Genomic DNA, 17,428 nt, shown 5'->3' on the forward strand with positions numbered 1-17,428 from the left:
TGCCTATGATATCGGCCCGTTCCAACATGAGCATCCGCATGCCGGCCATCATCGACAGCATCCGCCACGACGGCGCCATCATCGAACTGCGGCTTGCGCGGGCGCCGGTCAACGCGCTCAACCCCGAACTGTGCCGGGCGATCGCGGACGCGGTGCCGGCGGCCGTCGCCGCGGGCGCGGCGGGCATCGTGCTGTCGGGCGGGCCGAAGGTGTTCTCCGCCGGGCTCGACGTGCCATACCTGATGTCGTTGCAGTCGCCGGAAGAGGTTGGCGCGGCGTGGACGGAGTTCTTCGCCGCGGCGCGCGCGCTCGCGCAGTCGCCGGTGCCGGTCGCCGCGGCGCTCGCCGGGCACGCGCCCGCCGGTGGCTGCGTGCTGGCGCTGTGCTGCGACTACCGGGTAATGGCGAGCGGCGGTTATCGCATCGGCCTCAACGAGACCCAGGTCGGACTGGTCGCGCCGGAGGGCATCCAGCGACTGCTGCGCCGCGCGGTGGGCATCAACCGCGCCGAACGGCTGCTGGTGGGCGGCGAGCTGGTGGAATCGGAGCGCGCGCTGCAGATCGGCCTGGTCGACGAACTGGCGGAGATCGACGAGGTGGTCGTGCGCGCCCGCGCATGGCTGGAGGCGCTGCTGCAGCTGCCGCGCGAACCGGTGCTGCGTACGCGCGCCATCGCGCGCGCCGACCTGCTCGCGGCGCTGGAACCGGAACACATCGGCCTGGATGGTTTCATCGAGGCCTGGTACGCGCCCGACACCCAGGCCGGCCTGCGCGCGCTGGTCGAGCGCCTCGGCAAGAAGTAACGCTCAGCCGGGGCCGGTCGCCACCGGCCGCGCCGGGTCCTCGATCCAGCCGCTCCACGAGCCGGTGTAAAGGCCGGCACCGTCGAGACCGGCATGTGCCATCGCCAGCAGGTGGTGGCAGGCGGTCACGCCTGAGCCGCACATCGCGACCACGTCGGACGGCGGGCGCCCGTCCAGCAGCGCTCCGAACTCGGTCGCCAACCGGGTGGAGGACTTGAAACGGCCGACCTCGAGGTTGTCCGCGTAGGGCCGGGAGCGTGCGCCCGGAACGTGGCCGGCCACGCGGTCGATCGGCTCCACGTCGCCGCGGAAGCGTTCGCCGGCGCGCGCATCGAGTACCAGACCGCCGGCGGCGAGATGCTCCTGCACGCGCGCGGCATCGAACAGTCGGCTGCGGTCGAAGGCAAACGGTTGCGACTGCGTGGTGGCGACAGCCGGGGACGCGGCATCGAGCCGCAAGCCCTGCGCGCGCCACGCGGCAAGGCCTCCATCGAGCACCGCTACCGCGGCATGCCCGGCGAGGCGCAGCAGGCACCACGCGCGCGCGGCGAACGCGCCGTCGGCGGCGTCGTAGACCACCACCTGGCTGTCCTTGACGATGTCCCACCCCGCCAGCGTGCGCGCGAATGCCGCCTCGTCGGGCCACGGGTGGCGACCGGCGCCAGGCGCGTGCGCTGCCGACAGGTCGCGTTCGAGGTGCGCGTAGTACGCACCCGGAATATGCGCCTCGCGCCAGTCGTCCTCGCCCGAACCGGGTCCGGCTGCGGCTGCGGCTGCCAGCGCGAAGCGCGCATCGAGCACCACGAGCCCGGGCGCGCCCAGGCGTGCAGCGAGCTGATCTGGCGAAACAAGCGTGGTCCAGCTGTCGTGCGGGTTCATCAGCGGCCTCCGGCGGCCTGCAGGCGCTGCCGCAGGTTGTACAGGATGGACGCGGTCGCGCCCCAGATGCGCTGTTCGGGCGCCCGCTGGTGGCGGCGGTATTCGAACACCGCCCGCGCGCGGCCGCCGAACTCGATGGCGATGCTGTCGAGGTTTTCCGGCGCCATCAGCCAGTCCAGCGGCACCTCGAACACATCGGCCACCTCGCCCGGCTGCGGCCGCGGCTCGAAGCCCGCAGGGATGCGCGCCACCACCGGCAGCACGCGGAAGCCGGTTACGGTGGCCAGCGGATCGAGATAGCCGAGCACGCGCGCCTGCGCCGGCGCCAGGCCGATCTCTTCCTCCGCCTCGCGCAGCGCGGCGGCCACCGGGCCATCGTCGCCAGGGTCGACCCGGCCACCGGGGAAGCTGACCTGTCCGGCGTGGTGGCGCAGCCCGTCGTGTCGACGGGTGAGGATGACGCCGGTGTCGCGGTCCCCGATCAACGGCACCAGCACGGCCGCATCGACCAGGCGCACGTCGGCGGGCAACAGGTCATGCAGGTCGTGGAGGTTCCAGGCAGGTCCCGCCGGCACCGCGCCCAGCGGATTGAGCGCCGCCTGCAGCAGGGCATCGGCGGAGGCGGCATCCATCAGCCGCGGCGCGCCTCGCGCGCGGGCAGGACGTCTTCCATCAGCCGCAGGCGCTCGTCGTCGCCCATCGCAAGCCATCCCGCGATCTCGTGGCCGGTGCGGTGGCAGCCGTCGCAATAGCCGTCGTCGGCCATCGTGCAGACGCCGGTGCAGGGACTCAGGACGGCACGGAAAGCGGTGGTCATCGGGATTCCGGGTCTCGGGTCACGCGCGATGCGCGCTGCCCACATGCGAACGCGCCGGCACGAAGGCCGGCGCGTCCAGGTTCACTGCGCGGCCTGGGCCGCGCGTGTTGTCGCCGGGGCGTCGCCGCCCCGTGGCACTTACTTGACGCTGACCAGCTTGACGTCGAACACGACCGCCTGGTTGGCCATGCGGCCGGCGCGCATGTCGCTGCCGTAGGCCTTGCTGCCCGGGATCACGACTTCCCAGCGCGCGCCGGAGGGCATCTGCAGCAGCGCCTCGCGCAGGCCGTCCAGCGGCACCTGGCTCACCTTGAGGGCGACCGGGCCCGGGGTCTGGCCGGCCGGCGCCTGGCTGGTGTCGACCAGCACGGTGCCGTCGGGCAGCGAGCCCTTGTAGGTCAGCTGCACGTCGCTCGCCTGGGTGGGCTTGGCGCCGCTGCCGGCTTCGATGACGCGGTACTGCACGCCGCCCGGGAGTTCCTTGACGCCGGCCTTGGCCTTGTTCTGGGCCAGGAACGCATCGCTGGCGGTCTTGTTGGCGCTGCTCAGCTTGGCGAACTCCGCCTCCATCTTGGCCTGCTGGCGCTTCTGCATGTTCTCGACCGCCACGCGCAGCTGGTCGACGGGGACCGTCGGTTCCTTCTTGGCGTAGGCATCCTGCATGGCCTTGATCACGGTGTTGACGTCAAGCGCCTCGCCGCGCGCGGTGAGATCTGCAAGCTCGGCGCCGGTGTTGTAGCCGATCGCGTAGCTCAGCTTCCCCTTTTCCGAGGTGGTGTCCTGTGCGGCGGCGGAACCGGCGACCAGGGTAAAGGCCGCGATGGCGGCAGCAAGCAGGCGCAACTTCATTCGAGGGACTCTCCGGGATTCGATCTGGTTGGGTCCGAGGCAAACCGGGGCGGTCTGGCCGCCGCGGTGGACACGGTAGGATACTGGGCGCAGTGCTTAACCGCCACTGACGACCTTCCGATCCGACCACGCCTGCGGCGTCGAGTTCCCACGCCCGCAGTGCCGCCGCCAGAGACCCCCGCATGACCGATTCCCTGCTCCTGACCTCCAACCACGGCGCCGTGCGCGTGATTGCCGTCAACCGCCCGGAAAAACTGAATGCGCTGAATCGCGCCACCATGGAGGCGCTGCACGCTGCATTCGACACCGCCGCCGCCGATCCTGCCGTGCGCGCGGTCGTACTCACCGGCAGCGGCGCCAAGGCGTTCGTGGCCGGGGCGGACATCGCCGAGATGGCGGCGCTGAGCGCGGTCGAGGCGCGCGAGTTCTCGCTGGTCGGCCAGCGCCTGATGCGCCGCATCGAGCGCATGCCCAAGCCCGTCGTGGCCATGGTCAACGGCTTCGCGCTGGGCGGTGGCCTGGAGCTGGCGATGTGCTGCCACCTGCGCATCGCCGCCGACAGCGCCAAACTTGGCCTGCCCGAAGTCACGCTCGGCCTGCTGCCCGGCTTCGGTGGTACGCAGCGCCTGCTGCGGCTGTCCGGCCGCGCCGCGGCGCTGGAGCTGACGCTTGGCGGTGCGCCGATCGACGCCGCGCGCGCGCTGGCGCTGGGCCTGGTGAACCGCGTGGTGCCGGCGGCCGAACTCGAAGCCGAAACCATGCAGTTCGCCGCCAAGCTCGCCACCGGCGCTCCGCTGGCCATGCGTGCCATCCTCGACGCCATCCACGTCGGCGGCGAGTGCGCGATCGACGACGGCCTGGAATACGAGAGCGCGCAGTTCGGCCTGGTGTTCTCCACCGACGACGCACGCGAAGGCATGACCGCCTTCCTGGAACGCCGCAAGCCGGCGTTCGAAAACCGCTGAGGCGCGGCGTGTCGGCGGGCACAGGCGACGACAGCAATCCGGGCGCCCGCGCGGTGGATGCGCGCGAGCTGTTGCGGCTGGTGCGGGCCGACGAACTGGATGCCGCCATCGAAGCAGGCCTGGCCCGTTTCGTCCCGTGCGCGACGTTGATCGCCAGCGAAAACGCCGAGCTTGCCGCCGCGCGCGACCGCCTGGTCGTCGCCTGGGCCGCGCGTGAGCGTTACCACGCCCGCGCCGCGCGCCTCGCGCGCCGCGCCGCCGAGCGCAAGGCCGCGCGCGCCGCGCCGCCGCCGCCGTCGCCGGACGCATCGACCGCTGCGCTGCCGGCCGATGGAGAGCAGCCAACGTCGCCGCCCGCACTTCCCGCAGCCGCGGCCGCGGCATTGGCACGCGCCCGTGCGCGCATGGCGGGCAAGCCTTGAGCCCGCCGGAGCGTCGCGGCCGCGTCATGCCCACGACGGCGGTCGGCGAGATGTTCGCGCGGCTGCGGGAACTGAACCCGAAACCGGTCACCGAGCTCGAATACACGACGCCCTACGAGCTGCTGGTCGCGGTGACGCTGTCGGCGCAGGCCACCGACGTGGGCGTCAACAAGGCGACGCGGCGGCTGTTCCCGGTGGCCAACACCCCGGCGGCGATCGCCGCGTTGGGCGAGGACGGACTGAAGCCGTACATCAACACCATCGGCCTGTTCAACGCCAAGGCCGCCAACGTGGCGGCGATGGCGCGGCTTCTGCTCGAGCGCCACGGCGGCGAGGTGCCGCGCACGCGCGAGGCGCTCGAAGCACTGCCCGGCGTCGGCCGCAAGACCGCCAACGTGGTGCTCAACACCGCGTTCGGCGAGCCGACGATGGCCGTCGACACGCACATCTTCCGCGTCGCCAACCGCACGGGACTCGCGCACGGCAAGGACGTGCGCGCGGTCGAGGACCGGCTGCTGCGCCGGGTGCCGCGCGAGTACCTGCACGACGCCCACCACTGGCTGATCCTGCATGGCCGCTACGTGTGCAAGGCGCGTCGGCCCGAATGCCCTGCGTGCGTGTTGCGCGACCTGTGCACGTATCCGGACAAGACGCCCGGGATCGCCGGCTGAAGGGCTACCGGCGGCGCGCGGTCAGCGCGCGGCCTGCGACACCAGCGTGACCCGCGGATCCAGCGGCAGCACGGTCTTGCTGGAGAAGCGCTGGTCGTCCGGCCCGGTCCAGCTGCAGGCCTCGGGCGTCGAATGGGCGCCGAGGTAGCAGACCGGCCACAGCAGCGTCGCCGCCACCGGCGCGCCGCCCACCTCTTCGGTGGCGAACCGCCACTGGCGTGATGCATTGACCGCAGCCGTGGCCATCGCCCGCGACACCGAGCCGGTGGCCGCGTGCACGTCGGCGGCGCGCACGCGGCCGTCGGCAGCGACCTCGAGCTTCAGCACCACCATGCCCTCGTGCCCGGCAAGCTGGTCGCGCATCGGATAGTCCGGCGCAGTGGTCGCGGCGAGCGCCGGACCGGTGGTCGCCGACACCACGCTGTAGCCGCCGGGTTCGCCCTGTGCGTCGTCCACGACCACGCGCAGATAGGTGCGGGCGGCGGCGCCGGCCTGGTCGACCGGGCCCGGATGGAACACCCAGGCGCGGATCTCGTCGGCCAGCGCGTCGGTCACCGCACCGGGCACGGCGCCATGCGGCGCGAGCCGGGTGATGTGGCCGTCGGCATCGAGGTCCAGCACGAAGGTGTGGACCTGCTGCGCGGCGTGCGCGGAAGCGACCGGCAGGACCAGGGCGAGGAGAAGTGGAATCGCTGTGCGTTGCATGTTGGTGCTCCCGCGCCGCAGCGCATCGGATGAATGCACCCGATGACACTATGTCCGCGCCCGCAGTGGGTTACACCGTTATGACAAGCCCTGTTTGTGGCGATGGACGGCATCGTTCCGCCGACAGGCGGTCAAGCAGCGTCATGCGTGGCGGCCGATGCGCAGCCATTTGGTTGCCACCCACTTCTCGCCCTCGACCACCGGCGCGCCGCCGTGCAGCGTGCCCGTCATCGGGTGCGGCCGATCGTAGGCGAAGAACACCGCGTTGCCCTTGACCGCAGCGACCTCGAAGCGCGCGTCGGGAAACGTGGTCGCGCCGCCGCGCGCCGGGGTGTTGAGGTACATCACGATCGAGGCCACGCGCTGGCCGCCGCGCGCCAGTGCCACGTGCGCGCCCGGGGTGGCGGGGTCGAAATAGTCGTAGTGCGGGCGGTATTCGGCACCCGGGCCATAGCGCAGCAGCTGCAGGCCTTCGCCATTCTCCAGCGGCCAGTCGACCAGTGCCGCGAGGCGCTGCTCGATGCGCGCGCACAACGCGTTCTCCCCACGCCGGAAGAACATGCCTTCGCTGGTGCGCGCCGGGTGCGCCTGGTCGGCGCCGGTCTCCGGGTCGAACACCGGCGAGGGCGCCAGCCGTTCGCGGCCCAGCGCCACCAGCGCATCGCATTCGTCGTCCGACAGCACGCCGCCGAACACCACCACGCGCGGATGCAGCAGGTTGGCCAGCACCGCGACCTCGCGGTCGCCCGCATCGATGAGCGACGGCCCGTTGAGGACGATCGGCGACGGCACCTTCTGCGGCAGTGGCAGTCCGTGATCGAGCGCGTGCGCGTCGAGGTGGCCGCGCATCGCGTCCTCGATCGCCACCGCCGCCGCATCGCCGTCCCAGCCGCGCCCGACCATGTTGTCGAGGACGTCTTCCGGCGAGGCGCCGCAGCGCACGCGATCCAGCAGCCACTGCACGAGTGCGGCGTCGACGACGGGTGTGTCCATGGCTTCGTGATGTTCGGGGCGGTGGCCTCCTAGGAGGCCGTGGAGATGTGACGGAACGATGACGCGGAGCGAACCGACTCACGACCCGGACGCAGCGCGCAATGCGAAACCAAGACAGCCGCATGAATGAAAGAAAGCTGTCATCGACGCTGCCTATCTTGGCCTCCGATCCGTCCGCCCCGCAGCGGCGCGACGACCCGCGACACAACGCGCGCCGCCAGGCTCGCCCGCCTTCGCCAGCGTCAACTTCCTCCCGGAGAGAACCGATGTCCATGCGCCAAAGCTCCAAGGCCCTTCTCACGACTTTCGGCGCGGTGCTCGCGCTCAGCGCCTGCGGAGGCGGTGCCGACCGCGTCGCCTCGCCGGGTGAGGGTGCGTTCCCGCCGCCGCCGCCGACCGCGCCGCCGCCGCCGCCGACCACCCCTCCGCCGCCGCCGCCGACCGGTGGCCCCGCGGCCGACTGCCCCACCGGCTTCACCAACATCGGCACCGTCGCCGACGGCGCGCTGCGCGCCTGCCGCCTGCCCGAGCGCATCGTCGGCAACCTGCTGGTCCCGGAGCGCGCCGGCACCGTGTACGCCATCAGCGGCCGCGTCGCGGTCGGCGACGACCAGGGTGGCGACATCAACAACGAAGCCCCCGGTGCCCAGGAAGGCGTGCTCACCATCGAACCGGGCGTGACCCTGTACGGCTCCGCCGGCGCCGACCTGCTGGTCGTCAACCGCGGCTCGCAGATCTATGCCCAGGGCACGGCCACCAAGCCGATCACCCTCACCGCACGCGCCGACATCGAAGGCCAGACCAACGCCAATTCGATCGGCCTGTGGGGCGGCCTGGTGCTGCTCGGCCGCGCGCCGATCAACGCCTGCCCGGGCACCACGGTCTCCGGCACGCCTGAGTGCCAGGCGACCATCGAAGGCACCGACGGCTTCTACGGCGGCAACGCGCCGCGCGACAACTCCGGCATCGTCAAGTACCTGCGCGTCAAGCACTCGGGCTTCGAGGTCACGCCGAACAACGAACTCAACGGCATCACCCTCGGTGGCGTGGGCGACGGCACGGTGTTCGAGTACGTGCAGGTGCACAACAGCTCCGATGACGGCATCGAGTGGTTCGGTGGCACGGTCAACGGCCGCTACATCGTGGTCACCGGCGCCGACGACGACAGCCTCGACACCGACACCGGCTGGAACGGCTCGCTGCAGTACGGCATCGTCATCCAGCGCGCCACCGGCGGCGACCGCATGAACGAGTGGTCGAGCATCCGCCGCGAGCCTTACTCGAACCCGAAGGTCGCCAACTTCACCTACGTCGGCCGCGCCGGCGGCGGCGCCGCGATCACCCTCAACCAGGGCACCCAGGCCGCGTTCTACAACACCGTGGTCACCCGTCCCGCCGGCGGCACCGGTGCCGGGCTGCAGTGCCTGAGCATCTCGGACGAAAACACCACCGGCACCTTCGGCTCGGTGTTCTTCTCCTGCCCGACGGCGTTCGCCGACGCGCGCGCCGAGACAGCGTTCACCTCCGGCACCGGCAACGTGGTGGGCACTTCGAGCCTCGCCAACGTGTTCGTCAACGGCGCCAACGAGACCGCAGTCGCGGCCTACCAGGGCCTGACCTCGGTGGACAGTTTCTTCCAGCAGGTCGACTACATCGGCGGCGTCCGCAACGCCGGCGACACCTGGTGGCAGGGCTGGACCTGCGGCCTGACGGCCGACACGTCCTGCTGACGGACTGATGCCACACCGCATCACGTCGACCCGGGGCGGCCATGACGGCCGCCCCGCGTTCCATCCAGGCCGCAACCGGCACCGCACAGCGAAGGTCACCACATGAAACGCACCCCGTCACGCAGCGGCCTGTCCGTCGCGATCACCACCCTGCTCGCCTGCCAGGTCGCGTGGGCCCAGCAGCCTGCCCCGCCACGTGGTGACGCCGCCGCCATTCCGGCGCAGGCCACCATCGTGCAGGCCACGCTCGCGCAGGCGGCCGGCACGCAGGACGCGGCCGCGCAGGCGGCGTCCACGCCGGCCCAGCTCGACGCGGTCGAGGTGCGCGGCGAATACATCCCCGAGCCGATGCTGCAGACCGCGGAAGTCGCCTCGTTCATCACCCGCGACGACTTCGAACGCACCGGTGACGGCGACGCCGCCGCGGCGCTGGCGCGGGTTTCCGGCGTGAGCATCGTCGACGACAAGTTCGTCTATGTGCGCGGCCTCGGCGAACGCTACTCCTCGGCGCTGCTCAACGGCTCGCCGCTGCCCAGCCCGGAGCCGATGCAGCGCGTGGTGCCGCTGGACCTGTTCCCGGCCGAGGTGCTGCAGGGCATGACCGTGCAGAAGACCTATTCGGCGAAGTACCCGGGCGAGTTCGGCGGCGGCATCATCGACCTGCAATCGCTGACCATCCCCGATGCGCCGTTCTTCAAGGTGAGCGTCGGCGGCGGCGGCAACAGCGTCACCACCGGCGAGAAGGGCCTGACCTATTACGGCTCGGAGGATGACTGGTCGGGGTATGACGACGGCACCCGCAAGATGCCGCGCGCGCTGCAGGATGCGATGGCCACCGGCCAGCGCGTGGACCTGGGCAATTTTAGCCGCGAGGACATCCGCCGCATCGGCCGCAGCTTCCAGAACGCCAACCTGAACCTGCTGCAGGAAAACGACAGCATTGATCCGGACGGCAACGTCGGCGCCAGCGCTGGCTACACGGCCGAGATGGGCGAGGACGCGCGCATCGGCTTCATCGCCGTGGCCGGGTTCGAGAACGAATGGCGCACCCGCTTCGGCGACCAGCAGCAGGGCGTCTTCGTCGGCGACGTCGTCGAGTACGACTCCGACTACGAGTTCCTCTCCACCCAGAACAACGCACGCACCAACGTCATGCTCGGTGCCGGCTACGAGTGGGGCGGCAACAGGATCGGCCTCACCAGCCTGTACGTGCACGACACCATCAAGGAAGCGCGCAGCCGCTTCGGCGCGGACAACCTCGCCGGCTTCGAGGCGCGCGACGACTACACCGAGTGGTTCGAGCGCGAGCTGCTCAACCACCAGCTCACCGGCAGCCATGCCTTCGGCGAATACGACGACCTGAAGGTCGATTGGCGCGCCGCCACCGCGCGCGCCACGCGCGACATGCCCTACGAAAAGGGCATCCGCTACGAGAACGTCGACGGCTTCTGGAGCCACGACGCCTCGCGCGTGCAGAACTACACCCGCTTCAGCGCGGTCGAGGACACCGTCGACAGCGCCGGCGTCGACGTCACCTGGCGCCTGCCGGTCGAGCGCGACCTGACGCTCGGCTTCGGCGGCGCGTACATGGACAACGAGCGCAACGCCTGGGCCCGCGAGTTCAAGTTCCTCGCCCTCGACGGCGCCCTGCCGTTCCACAACCGCTACCAGCGCCCCGACTACCTGTTCTCGGACTACAACCTCAGCCAGGACCTGCTGCGGCTGCGCGAGACCACCGGCGGGTTCGGCGCCTCGGCCTATGACGCGTCGCTCGAGGTCAAGGCGCTGTACCTGCAGGCCGAAGGCGAGATCACGCCCAACCTGCGCGCCACCGTGGGCGTGCGCTATGAGGACGCGACCCAGTCGGTGACCCCGTACGACGTGATCACCGGTGTCGCCCAGGCCTCCCCGGCGCCGCTGGAGAACGATTACTTCCTGCCGGCGCTCACCCTGACCTGGAACATCGCCGACAACCGCCAGCTGCGCTTCGGTGCCTCGCGCACCATCGCCCGCCCGCAGTTCCGCGAGATGGCGCCGCAGCAGTACAGCGATCCCGACAGCTTCCGCCAGTACTACGGCAACCCGTACCTGGTGGACAGCGAGCTGACCAACTTCGACCTGCGCCATGAGTGGTTCTTCGGCTCCGGCGAGTACTTCACGGTCGGCGCGTTCCACAAGACCATCGACAAGCCGATCGAGACCAACATCAACGTGGGCGGCGGCGGCACCATCTTCCAGAGCTTCCTCAACGCACCGGAGGCCACGGTCTACGGCGCCGAGGTGGAGTTCAAGAAGTACTTCGACGACGTGTTCGCCGCCGACTGGTGGGGCGCGAACCGCCTGTACCTGGCGACCAACTACACCTGGTCGCAGTCCGAGGTGAATGCCGACGAAGGCGACACGGTGCAGCCCTTCGGCTACCCGGCGCCGGTGGACGCACGGCTGTTCGTGCGCGACGGCAGCGACATGCAGGGACAGTCCGAGCACATCGCCAACCTGCAGTTCGGCGTCGAGAACGAGGCCACCGGCCTGCAGGCCACGCTGATCGCCAACCATGTCAGCGAGCGCGTCTCCGCGCGTGGCCGCCCGGGCCAGCCCGACTACATGCAGGAGCCGGGCACCACGCTCGATTTCGTGTTGCGCAAGGGCTTCAACCTCGGCGACACCGCGATGACCCTGGGTTTTGCCGCGCGCAACATCCTCGACACGGAGTTCGACGAGTACCAGGAGCGCGGCGGGCAGAAGGTGCACGTGCTGCGCTACGACCCGGGCGTGACGTATTCGGTGAGCCTGTCCGCCGAGTTCTGAGCACTGCATCGCCTGACAGGGGCGGGGCCGCGAGGCCCCGCCCTTTTGCGTTTCCTGCAGGCTTGCGACGGTTTCGTGTCAGTTGAAACCGGATTGTCACCAAACGTTCGCATGATCTGACCATCGCGCGGATTCGCCGCGCCGCCGAGTCCGTCATTGGCCACGCCGTTCGCCCTCCATGCACCGCATGCACTGCTCGCCCGCGCCCGCGATGCCGGGCTGCTGCGCCGCGTGGTCACGGTCACTGTCGTCGCCCTGCTGGCCGTGCAGGCCGCGCGCCTGGCGTGGCTGTTGCTCGTGCCACCGGCACCCGTCGGCGCGCCGCCCGCGCCAGCGCGCGCAGCCATGGACGCGACGCGCCTCGAACGCCTTGCCATCGATGCGTTCCATCCGGCGCAGGCCAGCGTGCAAGTCGCGGCCGACAGCTCAGGGCTCCGGCTCCACGCCGCGCGCCCGGCGGCGGATGCCGGCTCCGGCGCGGCGATCATCGCAGGCAAGGACGGCCGGCAGCGCGCGTTCGTGGTCGGTGACGAAGTCGCGCCCGGCGTGGTGCTCGCCGCGGTGGCGAGTGACCATGTGACGCTCGCCGCGTCCGGTGCGCGCAGCGAACTGCGCTTCGCGTTGCCGCCGGGCGGAGCGCCCGCGCCTGCTCCACGCGAGGCGTCCGCAGGGCTGCCCGCGGCGCGCGCGCCATCTCCCACCGCAGGCACAGCCCGCGTCGATCCCGCCCAACTCCTCGCCCAGGCCGGCCTGCGTCCGGTGCAGGCCGACGCCGGCCAGCCCGCCGGCTACAGCGTGATCCCGCGCGGCGACGGCGCGGTGCTGCGCCAGGCCGGCCTGCAGGCCGGCGACGTGCTGCTGTCGATCAACGGCCAGGCGCTCACCCCCGAACGTTATGCGGCACTGCCGGCCGAGTTGGCCGGCAGCCGAACGATCACCTTCACCTACGCGCGCGACGGAACGACGCACACCACGACCTTGCAGGCAGACACTCCGTGAAACAGCGACTCCTCGCCACCGCTCTCGTCATCGCGCTCGCGCTGCCGCCGCCGTCCGTCGCACTGGCGCAGGCCAGCGGCGCCGGCGCCGCCGTGACCGCGCAGGACGCCGACATCCGCGCCTTCATCCAGGACGTCGCACGCGCCACCGGCACCACCTTCATCATCGACCCGCGCGTGCAGGGCACGGTCAGCGTCACGCGCGACCGCGCCATGGACGAGGCCGAGCTGCTCGGCGTGCTGCTGGCGGTGCTGCGCGCCAACGGCCTGCTCGCGGTGCCGGCGGGCAGCGGCGCCTACCGCGTGGTGCCCGACGACATCGCCGCGCAGCAGCCCGGCGCGGGTTCGGGCGGCTCCGCGTTCACCACCCAGGTGCTGCCGCTGGCGATGGTGGATGCACGTATCGCCGCCGAGACCTTGAAGCCGCTGGTCGGCCGCGGCGGCGTGGTCGTACCCACGCCGCAGGGCAACGCGCTGTTGGTCGCCGATTACGCCGACAACGTGCGCCGCATCCGCGGCCTGGTGGCGCAGATCGACAGCGACACCGCCAGCATCGACACCATCACCCTGCGCAACAGCTCCGCGCGCGAGGTCGCCGCCACCGTCGGCGGCCTGTTCGCCAGCGGCGGCGAAGCGCGCAACGGCCAGCTGTCGATCCTGCCGGTGGAAGGCAGCAACTCGATCGTGGTGCGCGGCGATCCGCGCGTCGTGCAGCGCGTGGTGCAGACCATCCTCGAGCTCGACCGCCGCGCCGAGCGCACCGGCAACGTGCGCGTGGTCAAGCTGCAGCACGCCAGCGCCGAACAGCTGCTGCCCGTGCTGCAGCAGCTCGTCGGCCAGGCCACCGACGGCGCGGACGGCAGCGCCGCCCCGGCGACCGCGCAGGCGGGCGATGCCGCCACCGCCACGGTGATCACCGGCAGCCAGGGCAAGCGCCCCACGATCGTGCGCTACCCGGGCTCGAACTCGCTGATCATCAACGCCGACCCGGAAACCCAGCGCCTGCTGGCCGAGGTCATCACCCAGCTCGACACCCGCCGCGAACAGGTGCTGGTGGAGGCGATCGTGGTGGAGATCTCCGACAACGCCGCGCGCAGGCTGGGCGCGCAGCTGCTGATCGCGGGCAAGGACGGCAGCAACATCCCGGTGCTGGCCACCCAGTTCCCGGGCGCCAACCCGCAGATCATGCCGATCGCCGGCGGCGTGGCCGCGCAGCGCGCGCGCAACCGCGGCAATGACGATGACGACTCCGTGCTCGACATCGCGCGCAACGTCGCGGTGCAGTCGCTGCTCGGCCTCAACGGCGCGCTCGGCGGCATCGCCGGCGGCAACGACAACGCCACCTTCGGCCTGATCATCGACGCGGTGAAGAGCGACACGGCGTCCAACCTGCTGTCCACGCCGTCCATCCTCACCCTCGACAACGAGGAGGCGCGGATCCTGGTCGGCCAGGAGGTGCCCACCACCACCGGCGAAGTGCTCGGCGACAGCAACAGCAACCCGTTCCGCACCATCCAGCGCCAGGACGTCGGCATCCAGCTCGAGGTCACGCCGCAGATCAACGCCGGTGGCGGCATCACGCTCACCCTGCGCCAGGAGGTGTCGTCGATCGCCGGGCCGGTGAGCGAGGACTTCTCGGAGCTGGTGCTCAACAAGCGCGAACTGGAGACGCGCGTGCTGGTGGACGACGGCGCGATCGTCGCGCTCGGCGGCCTGCTCGACCAGAGCGAGCGCAGCACCGTCGACAAGGTGCCGCTGCTCGGCGACATCCCGATCATCGGCAACCTGTTCCGGCACAAGTCGCGCGCCAGCGACAAGACCAACCTGATGATCTTCATCCGCCCGACCATCGTGCGCAGCGCGCGCGAGGCGCAGGCGATGACCGCGCCGCGCTACGACTACATGGTGCGCAGCCAGGGGCCGGTGGCCGGCGAACGCGAGGCGGCGCTGGAAACGCTGGTGCGCGACTACCTGCGCACCACGCCGCCGACGTTGCCGGCGCCTGCCGCCGCGACTGACGCCGCGCCACCGCTCCCGGCCCCGACGACGGACGCCGCGCCACTGCCCCCCGGGACCGGATCCGCGCGATGAGCGAGCCGCTGCCCGCCTTCAGCTATGCCTACGCCAAGCGCCACGGCGTGCTGCTGCTCGGCATCGGCGCGGCGAGCGCGCGCGTGGGCCTGTGCGACGACGCCGACCCCGTTGCACTGCTCGAAGCACGCCGCAGCCTCGGCCGCGCGCTCGAGGTGGAGGTGCTGCCACGCTCCGCGTTCGACCGCCGGCTGTCGGAGCTCTACGCCGATGCCGCGCTGGCCGCCGGCGCGGGCGAGCTCGACCTGCCCGGCAACCTCGACGCGCTCGCCGACGACATCCCGGCGAGCGCCGACCTGCTGGAAGCGCAGGACGACGCCCCGGTGATCCGCCTGATCAACGGCCTGATCGCCGAGGCCGCGCGCAGCGGCGCGTCCGACGTGCATGTCGAGCCTTTCGAGTCCGCGCTGGTGGTGCGCATGCGCGTCGACGGCGTGATGCGCGAGGCGCTGCGCCTGCCTGCGCGCATCGCGCCGCTGCTGGTGTCGCGCGTCAAGGTGATGGCACGGCTGGACATCGCCGAGAAGCGCGTGCCGCAGGACGGCCGCATCGGCCTGACCATGGGCAGCAAGGCGCTGGACGTGCGCGTGTCCACCCTGCCCGCGCGCGGCGGCGAGCGCGTGGTGATGCGCATCCTCGACAAGGACCAGGGCGGCCTGCCGCTCTCCGAGCTGGGCATGCAGCCGGACGTGCTGGACGCGCTGCAGCGCGCGCTGCGCGTGCCCAACGGCATCATCCTGGTCACCGGCCCCACCGGCGCCGGCAAGACCACCACGCTGTACGCGGCGCTGGCCACGCTCAACGACGGCCGCCGCAACATCCTCACCGTCGAGGATCCGATCGAGTACGCCATCGACGGCGTCGGCCAGACGCAGGTCAACGCGCGTGTCGGCATGACCTTCGCCGCCGGCCTGCGCGCGATCCTGCGCCAGGACCCGGACGTGGTGATGGTCGGCGAGGTGCGCGACCCGGAGACCGCGCAGATCGCGGTGCAGGCCAGCCTCACCGGCCACCTGGTGCTGTCCACCGTGCACACCAACGATGCGCCCGGCGCGGTCACCCGCCTGCGCGACATGGGCATCGAGCCGTTCCTGCTCGCCTCCACCCTGCGCCTGGTGCTGGCGCAGCGCCTGCTGCGCCGCCTGTGCCGGCACTGCCGCGAACCCGTGGTGGCGGATGCCGCGACCGCGCGCCTGCTCGCCGCCGACGGCCAGCCGGATGCGACCGGTGCTGTGGTGTTCCGCGCGGTCGGCTGCGCGCACTGCAGCCACGCCGGCTATGCCGGACGCATCGGCATCCACGAAGCGCTGACCGTCGACGAACGCATGCGCCAGCTGATCGGCGCCGAGGCCGACGAGGACGCGCTGGCCGCGGCCGCGTTCGCCGGCACCGGCCGCCTCGGCGACGCCGCGCGCGCCGCGGTGCTGCGCGGCGAGACCACGCTCGAGGAAGCCATGCGCGTCACCCGCCAGGAGTCCGACCATGCCGGCGTTTGACTACGCCGCGTTCGACGTCGACGGCCGCAGCCGCGAAGGCGTGCTGCAGGCCGACAGTGCCGCCGATGCGCGTCGCCTCCTTGAGCGGCGTCACCTGCTGCCGGTGCGCGTTGAGGCAGCCGCCAGCACGCCTGCGACGACCGCGCCAGGCCGCGGTCGCTTCACCGCCAAGGACCTGACCCTGCTGACCCGCCAGCTCGCGACCCTGGTCGCGGTGGCACCACTCGAAGAAGCGCTGCGCACCATCGGCAGCCAGGCCGAGCGCCCCGCGGTGCGCCGGGTGGTGATGGCCACCCACGCCCACGTGCTGGAAGGCTTCCGCCTCTCCGATGCGATGGCGCGCCAGGGCAAGGCGTTCCCGCCGCTGTACCGGGCGATGGTCGCCGCCGGCGAGGGCACCGGCGCGCTGCCGGCGATCCTCGAGCGCCTGGCGGACCTGCAGGAGCACGAGCAGCACGTGCGCGGCAAGCTGGTCTCGGCGCTGGTCTACCCGGCGGCACTGGCCGTGACCGCGGTGCTGGTGGTGATCGCGCTGATGGCGTTCGTGGTGCCGCGCGTGGTCGAGCAGTTCGAATCGATGGGGCGCGCGCTGCCGCTGCTGACCCGCATCGTGATCGGCATCTCCGACGCGATGGCGGCGTGGGGCCTGCCGCTGCTGGTGCTGCTTGCGGTGGCGGGCGTGGCCGCGGCGCGCCTCCTGCACCGGCCGGGACCGCGGCGTACGTTCGATGCCACGGTGCTGCGGCTGCCGCTGCTCGGCCGCCTGCTGCGCGACGTCCACGCCGCGCGCATGGCACGCACCCTGGCCACCATGGCCGACAGCGGCATGCCGCTGATCGAGGGCCTGGCGATCACCGCACGTACCGTGGGCAACAGCGTGCTGCGCGAAGCCACGGAGGCCATGGTCGAGGTGATCCGCGAGGGCGGCAGCCTGTCCGGCGCGATGAAGCGCGCCGGCGTGTTCCCGCCGACCCTGCTGTACATGGCCACCAGCGGCGAGGACAGCGGCCGCCTGGCGCCGATGCTCGACCGCGCCGCCGACTACCTGGAACGCGAGTTCAACACCTTCACCAGCGTGGCGATGAGCCTGCTCGAGCCGCTGATCATCATCGTGCTGGGCGCGGTGGTGGCGGTGATCGTGCTCGCGATCATGCTGCCCATCCTGCAATTCAACGCCCTCGTGGCCGGCTGACCGGAGACC

General features: G+C 71.6%; 14 protein-coding genes and 1 pseudogene. 10 read left to right on the forward strand and 5 right to left on the reverse strand.

Annotated features, from left to right (window positions below; translation table 11 throughout):
• Positions 1-26: 26 nt before the first annotated feature.
• The gene (locus tag JHB91_RS05300) at positions 27-803 is read left to right on the forward strand and encodes an enoyl-CoA hydratase/isomerase family protein (protein ID WP_199375389.1); all 777 of its coding nucleotides are present in this window, start codon (positions 27-29) and stop codon (positions 801-803) included.
• Positions 804-806: 3 nt separating this feature from the next.
• On the opposite strand, the gene JHB91_RS05305 is transcribed toward JHB91_RS05300, so the two are convergent.
• From JHB91_RS05305 to JHB91_RS05315, 3 genes and pseudogenes are all read right to left on the reverse strand, one after another.
• The gene (locus JHB91_RS05305) at positions 807-1,682 is read right to left on the reverse strand and encodes a sulfurtransferase (protein WP_199471954.1); all 876 of its coding nucleotides are present in this window, start codon (positions 1,680-1,682) and stop codon (positions 807-809) included.
• Positions 1,682-2,499: pseudogene (locus JHB91_RS05310) on the reverse strand (CoA pyrophosphatase). The gene JHB91_RS05305 and the pseudogene JHB91_RS05310 overlap by 1 nt, the downstream one beginning before the upstream one ends.
• A gap of 138 nt (positions 2,500-2,637) precedes the next feature.
• Positions 2,638-3,348 carry an FKBP-type peptidyl-prolyl cis-trans isomerase N-terminal domain-containing protein gene (locus tag JHB91_RS05315; protein WP_199375387.1) on the reverse strand — a complete coding sequence of 237 codons (711 nt, stop codon included), beginning with the start codon at positions 3,346-3,348 and terminating at the stop codon, positions 2,638-2,640.
• A gap of 182 nt (positions 3,349-3,530) precedes the next feature.
• Between JHB91_RS05315 and JHB91_RS05320 the strand changes: the two genes are divergently transcribed.
• From JHB91_RS05320 to nth, 3 genes are read left to right on the forward strand one after another with little or no spacing between them, the layout of a single operon-like run.
• Positions 3,531-4,313, forward strand: a complete 783-nt coding sequence (locus tag JHB91_RS05320) for an enoyl-CoA hydratase-related protein (protein WP_199375386.1) — start codon at positions 3,531-3,533, stop codon at positions 4,311-4,313.
• A gap of 53 nt (positions 4,314-4,366) precedes the next feature.
• Positions 4,367-4,735, forward strand: a complete 369-nt coding sequence (locus JHB91_RS05325; protein ID WP_199375721.1) for a hypothetical protein — start codon at positions 4,367-4,369, stop codon at positions 4,733-4,735.
• 26 nt (positions 4,736-4,761) lie between these two features.
• Positions 4,762-5,406 (forward strand): endonuclease III, encoded by a 645-nt coding sequence (gene nth / locus JHB91_RS05330; RefSeq protein ID WP_199375385.1) that lies wholly within the window; start codon positions 4,762-4,764, stop codon positions 5,404-5,406.
• A 21-nt stretch (positions 5,407-5,427) separates the two neighbouring features.
• Here the strand turns inward: nth and JHB91_RS05335 are convergent, their stop codons facing one another.
• Both JHB91_RS05335 and JHB91_RS05340 read right to left on the reverse strand, forming a co-directional pair.
• Positions 5,428-6,111, reverse strand: coding sequence for a TonB family protein (locus tag JHB91_RS05335; RefSeq protein ID WP_199375384.1), 684 nt, complete (start codon positions 6,109-6,111; stop codon positions 5,428-5,430).
• Positions 6,112-6,252: 141 nt separating this feature from the next.
• Entirely contained in the window at positions 6,253-7,104 is an 852-nt protein-coding gene (locus tag JHB91_RS05340) for a 2OG-Fe(II) oxygenase (protein ID WP_199375383.1), read from the reverse strand.
• Positions 7,105-7,370: 266 nt separating this feature from the next.
• Between JHB91_RS05340 and JHB91_RS05345 the strand changes: the two genes are divergently transcribed.
• The 6 genes from JHB91_RS05345 to gspF all read left to right on the forward strand — a co-directional run bounded on the left by JHB91_RS05345 (position 7,371) and on the right by gspF (position 17,419).
• A complete protein-coding gene (locus tag JHB91_RS05345) occupies positions 7,371-8,834 on the forward strand; it encodes a hypothetical protein (protein ID WP_199375382.1) in 1,464 nt (487 codons plus the stop codon).
• Positions 8,835-8,936: 102 nt separating this feature from the next.
• Complete coding sequence (locus tag JHB91_RS05350; protein WP_199375381.1) at positions 8,937-11,642, forward strand: TonB-dependent receptor; 2,706 nt, start codon at positions 8,937-8,939, stop codon at positions 11,640-11,642.
• Positions 11,643-11,798: 156 nt separating this feature from the next.
• Positions 11,799-12,641 (forward strand): type II secretion system protein N, encoded by an 843-nt coding sequence (locus JHB91_RS05355; RefSeq protein ID WP_199375380.1) that lies wholly within the window; start codon positions 11,799-11,801, stop codon positions 12,639-12,641.
• Positions 12,638-14,731, forward strand: coding sequence for a type II secretion system secretin GspD (gspD, locus tag JHB91_RS05360; protein WP_199471955.1), 2,094 nt, complete (start codon positions 12,638-12,640; stop codon positions 14,729-14,731). The genes JHB91_RS05355 and gspD overlap by 4 nt, the downstream gene beginning before the upstream one ends.
• On the forward strand, positions 14,728-16,227 hold the full coding sequence (gene gspE, locus JHB91_RS05365; protein ID WP_199375378.1) for a type II secretion system ATPase GspE: 1,500 nt from the start codon (positions 14,728-14,730) through the stop codon (positions 16,225-16,227). The genes gspD and gspE overlap by 4 nt, the downstream gene beginning before the upstream one ends.
• On the forward strand, positions 16,214-17,419 hold the full coding sequence (gene gspF / locus JHB91_RS05370) for a type II secretion system inner membrane protein GspF (RefSeq protein WP_199375377.1): 1,206 nt from the start codon (positions 16,214-16,216) through the stop codon (positions 17,417-17,419). The genes gspE and gspF overlap by 14 nt, the downstream gene beginning before the upstream one ends.
• The last annotated feature ends 9 nt before the right edge of the window (positions 17,420-17,428 follow it).

Source organism: Luteimonas sp. MC1828, from assembly GCF_016461615.1.
Taxonomy (GTDB): domain Bacteria; phylum Pseudomonadota; class Gammaproteobacteria; order Xanthomonadales; family Xanthomonadaceae; genus Luteimonas.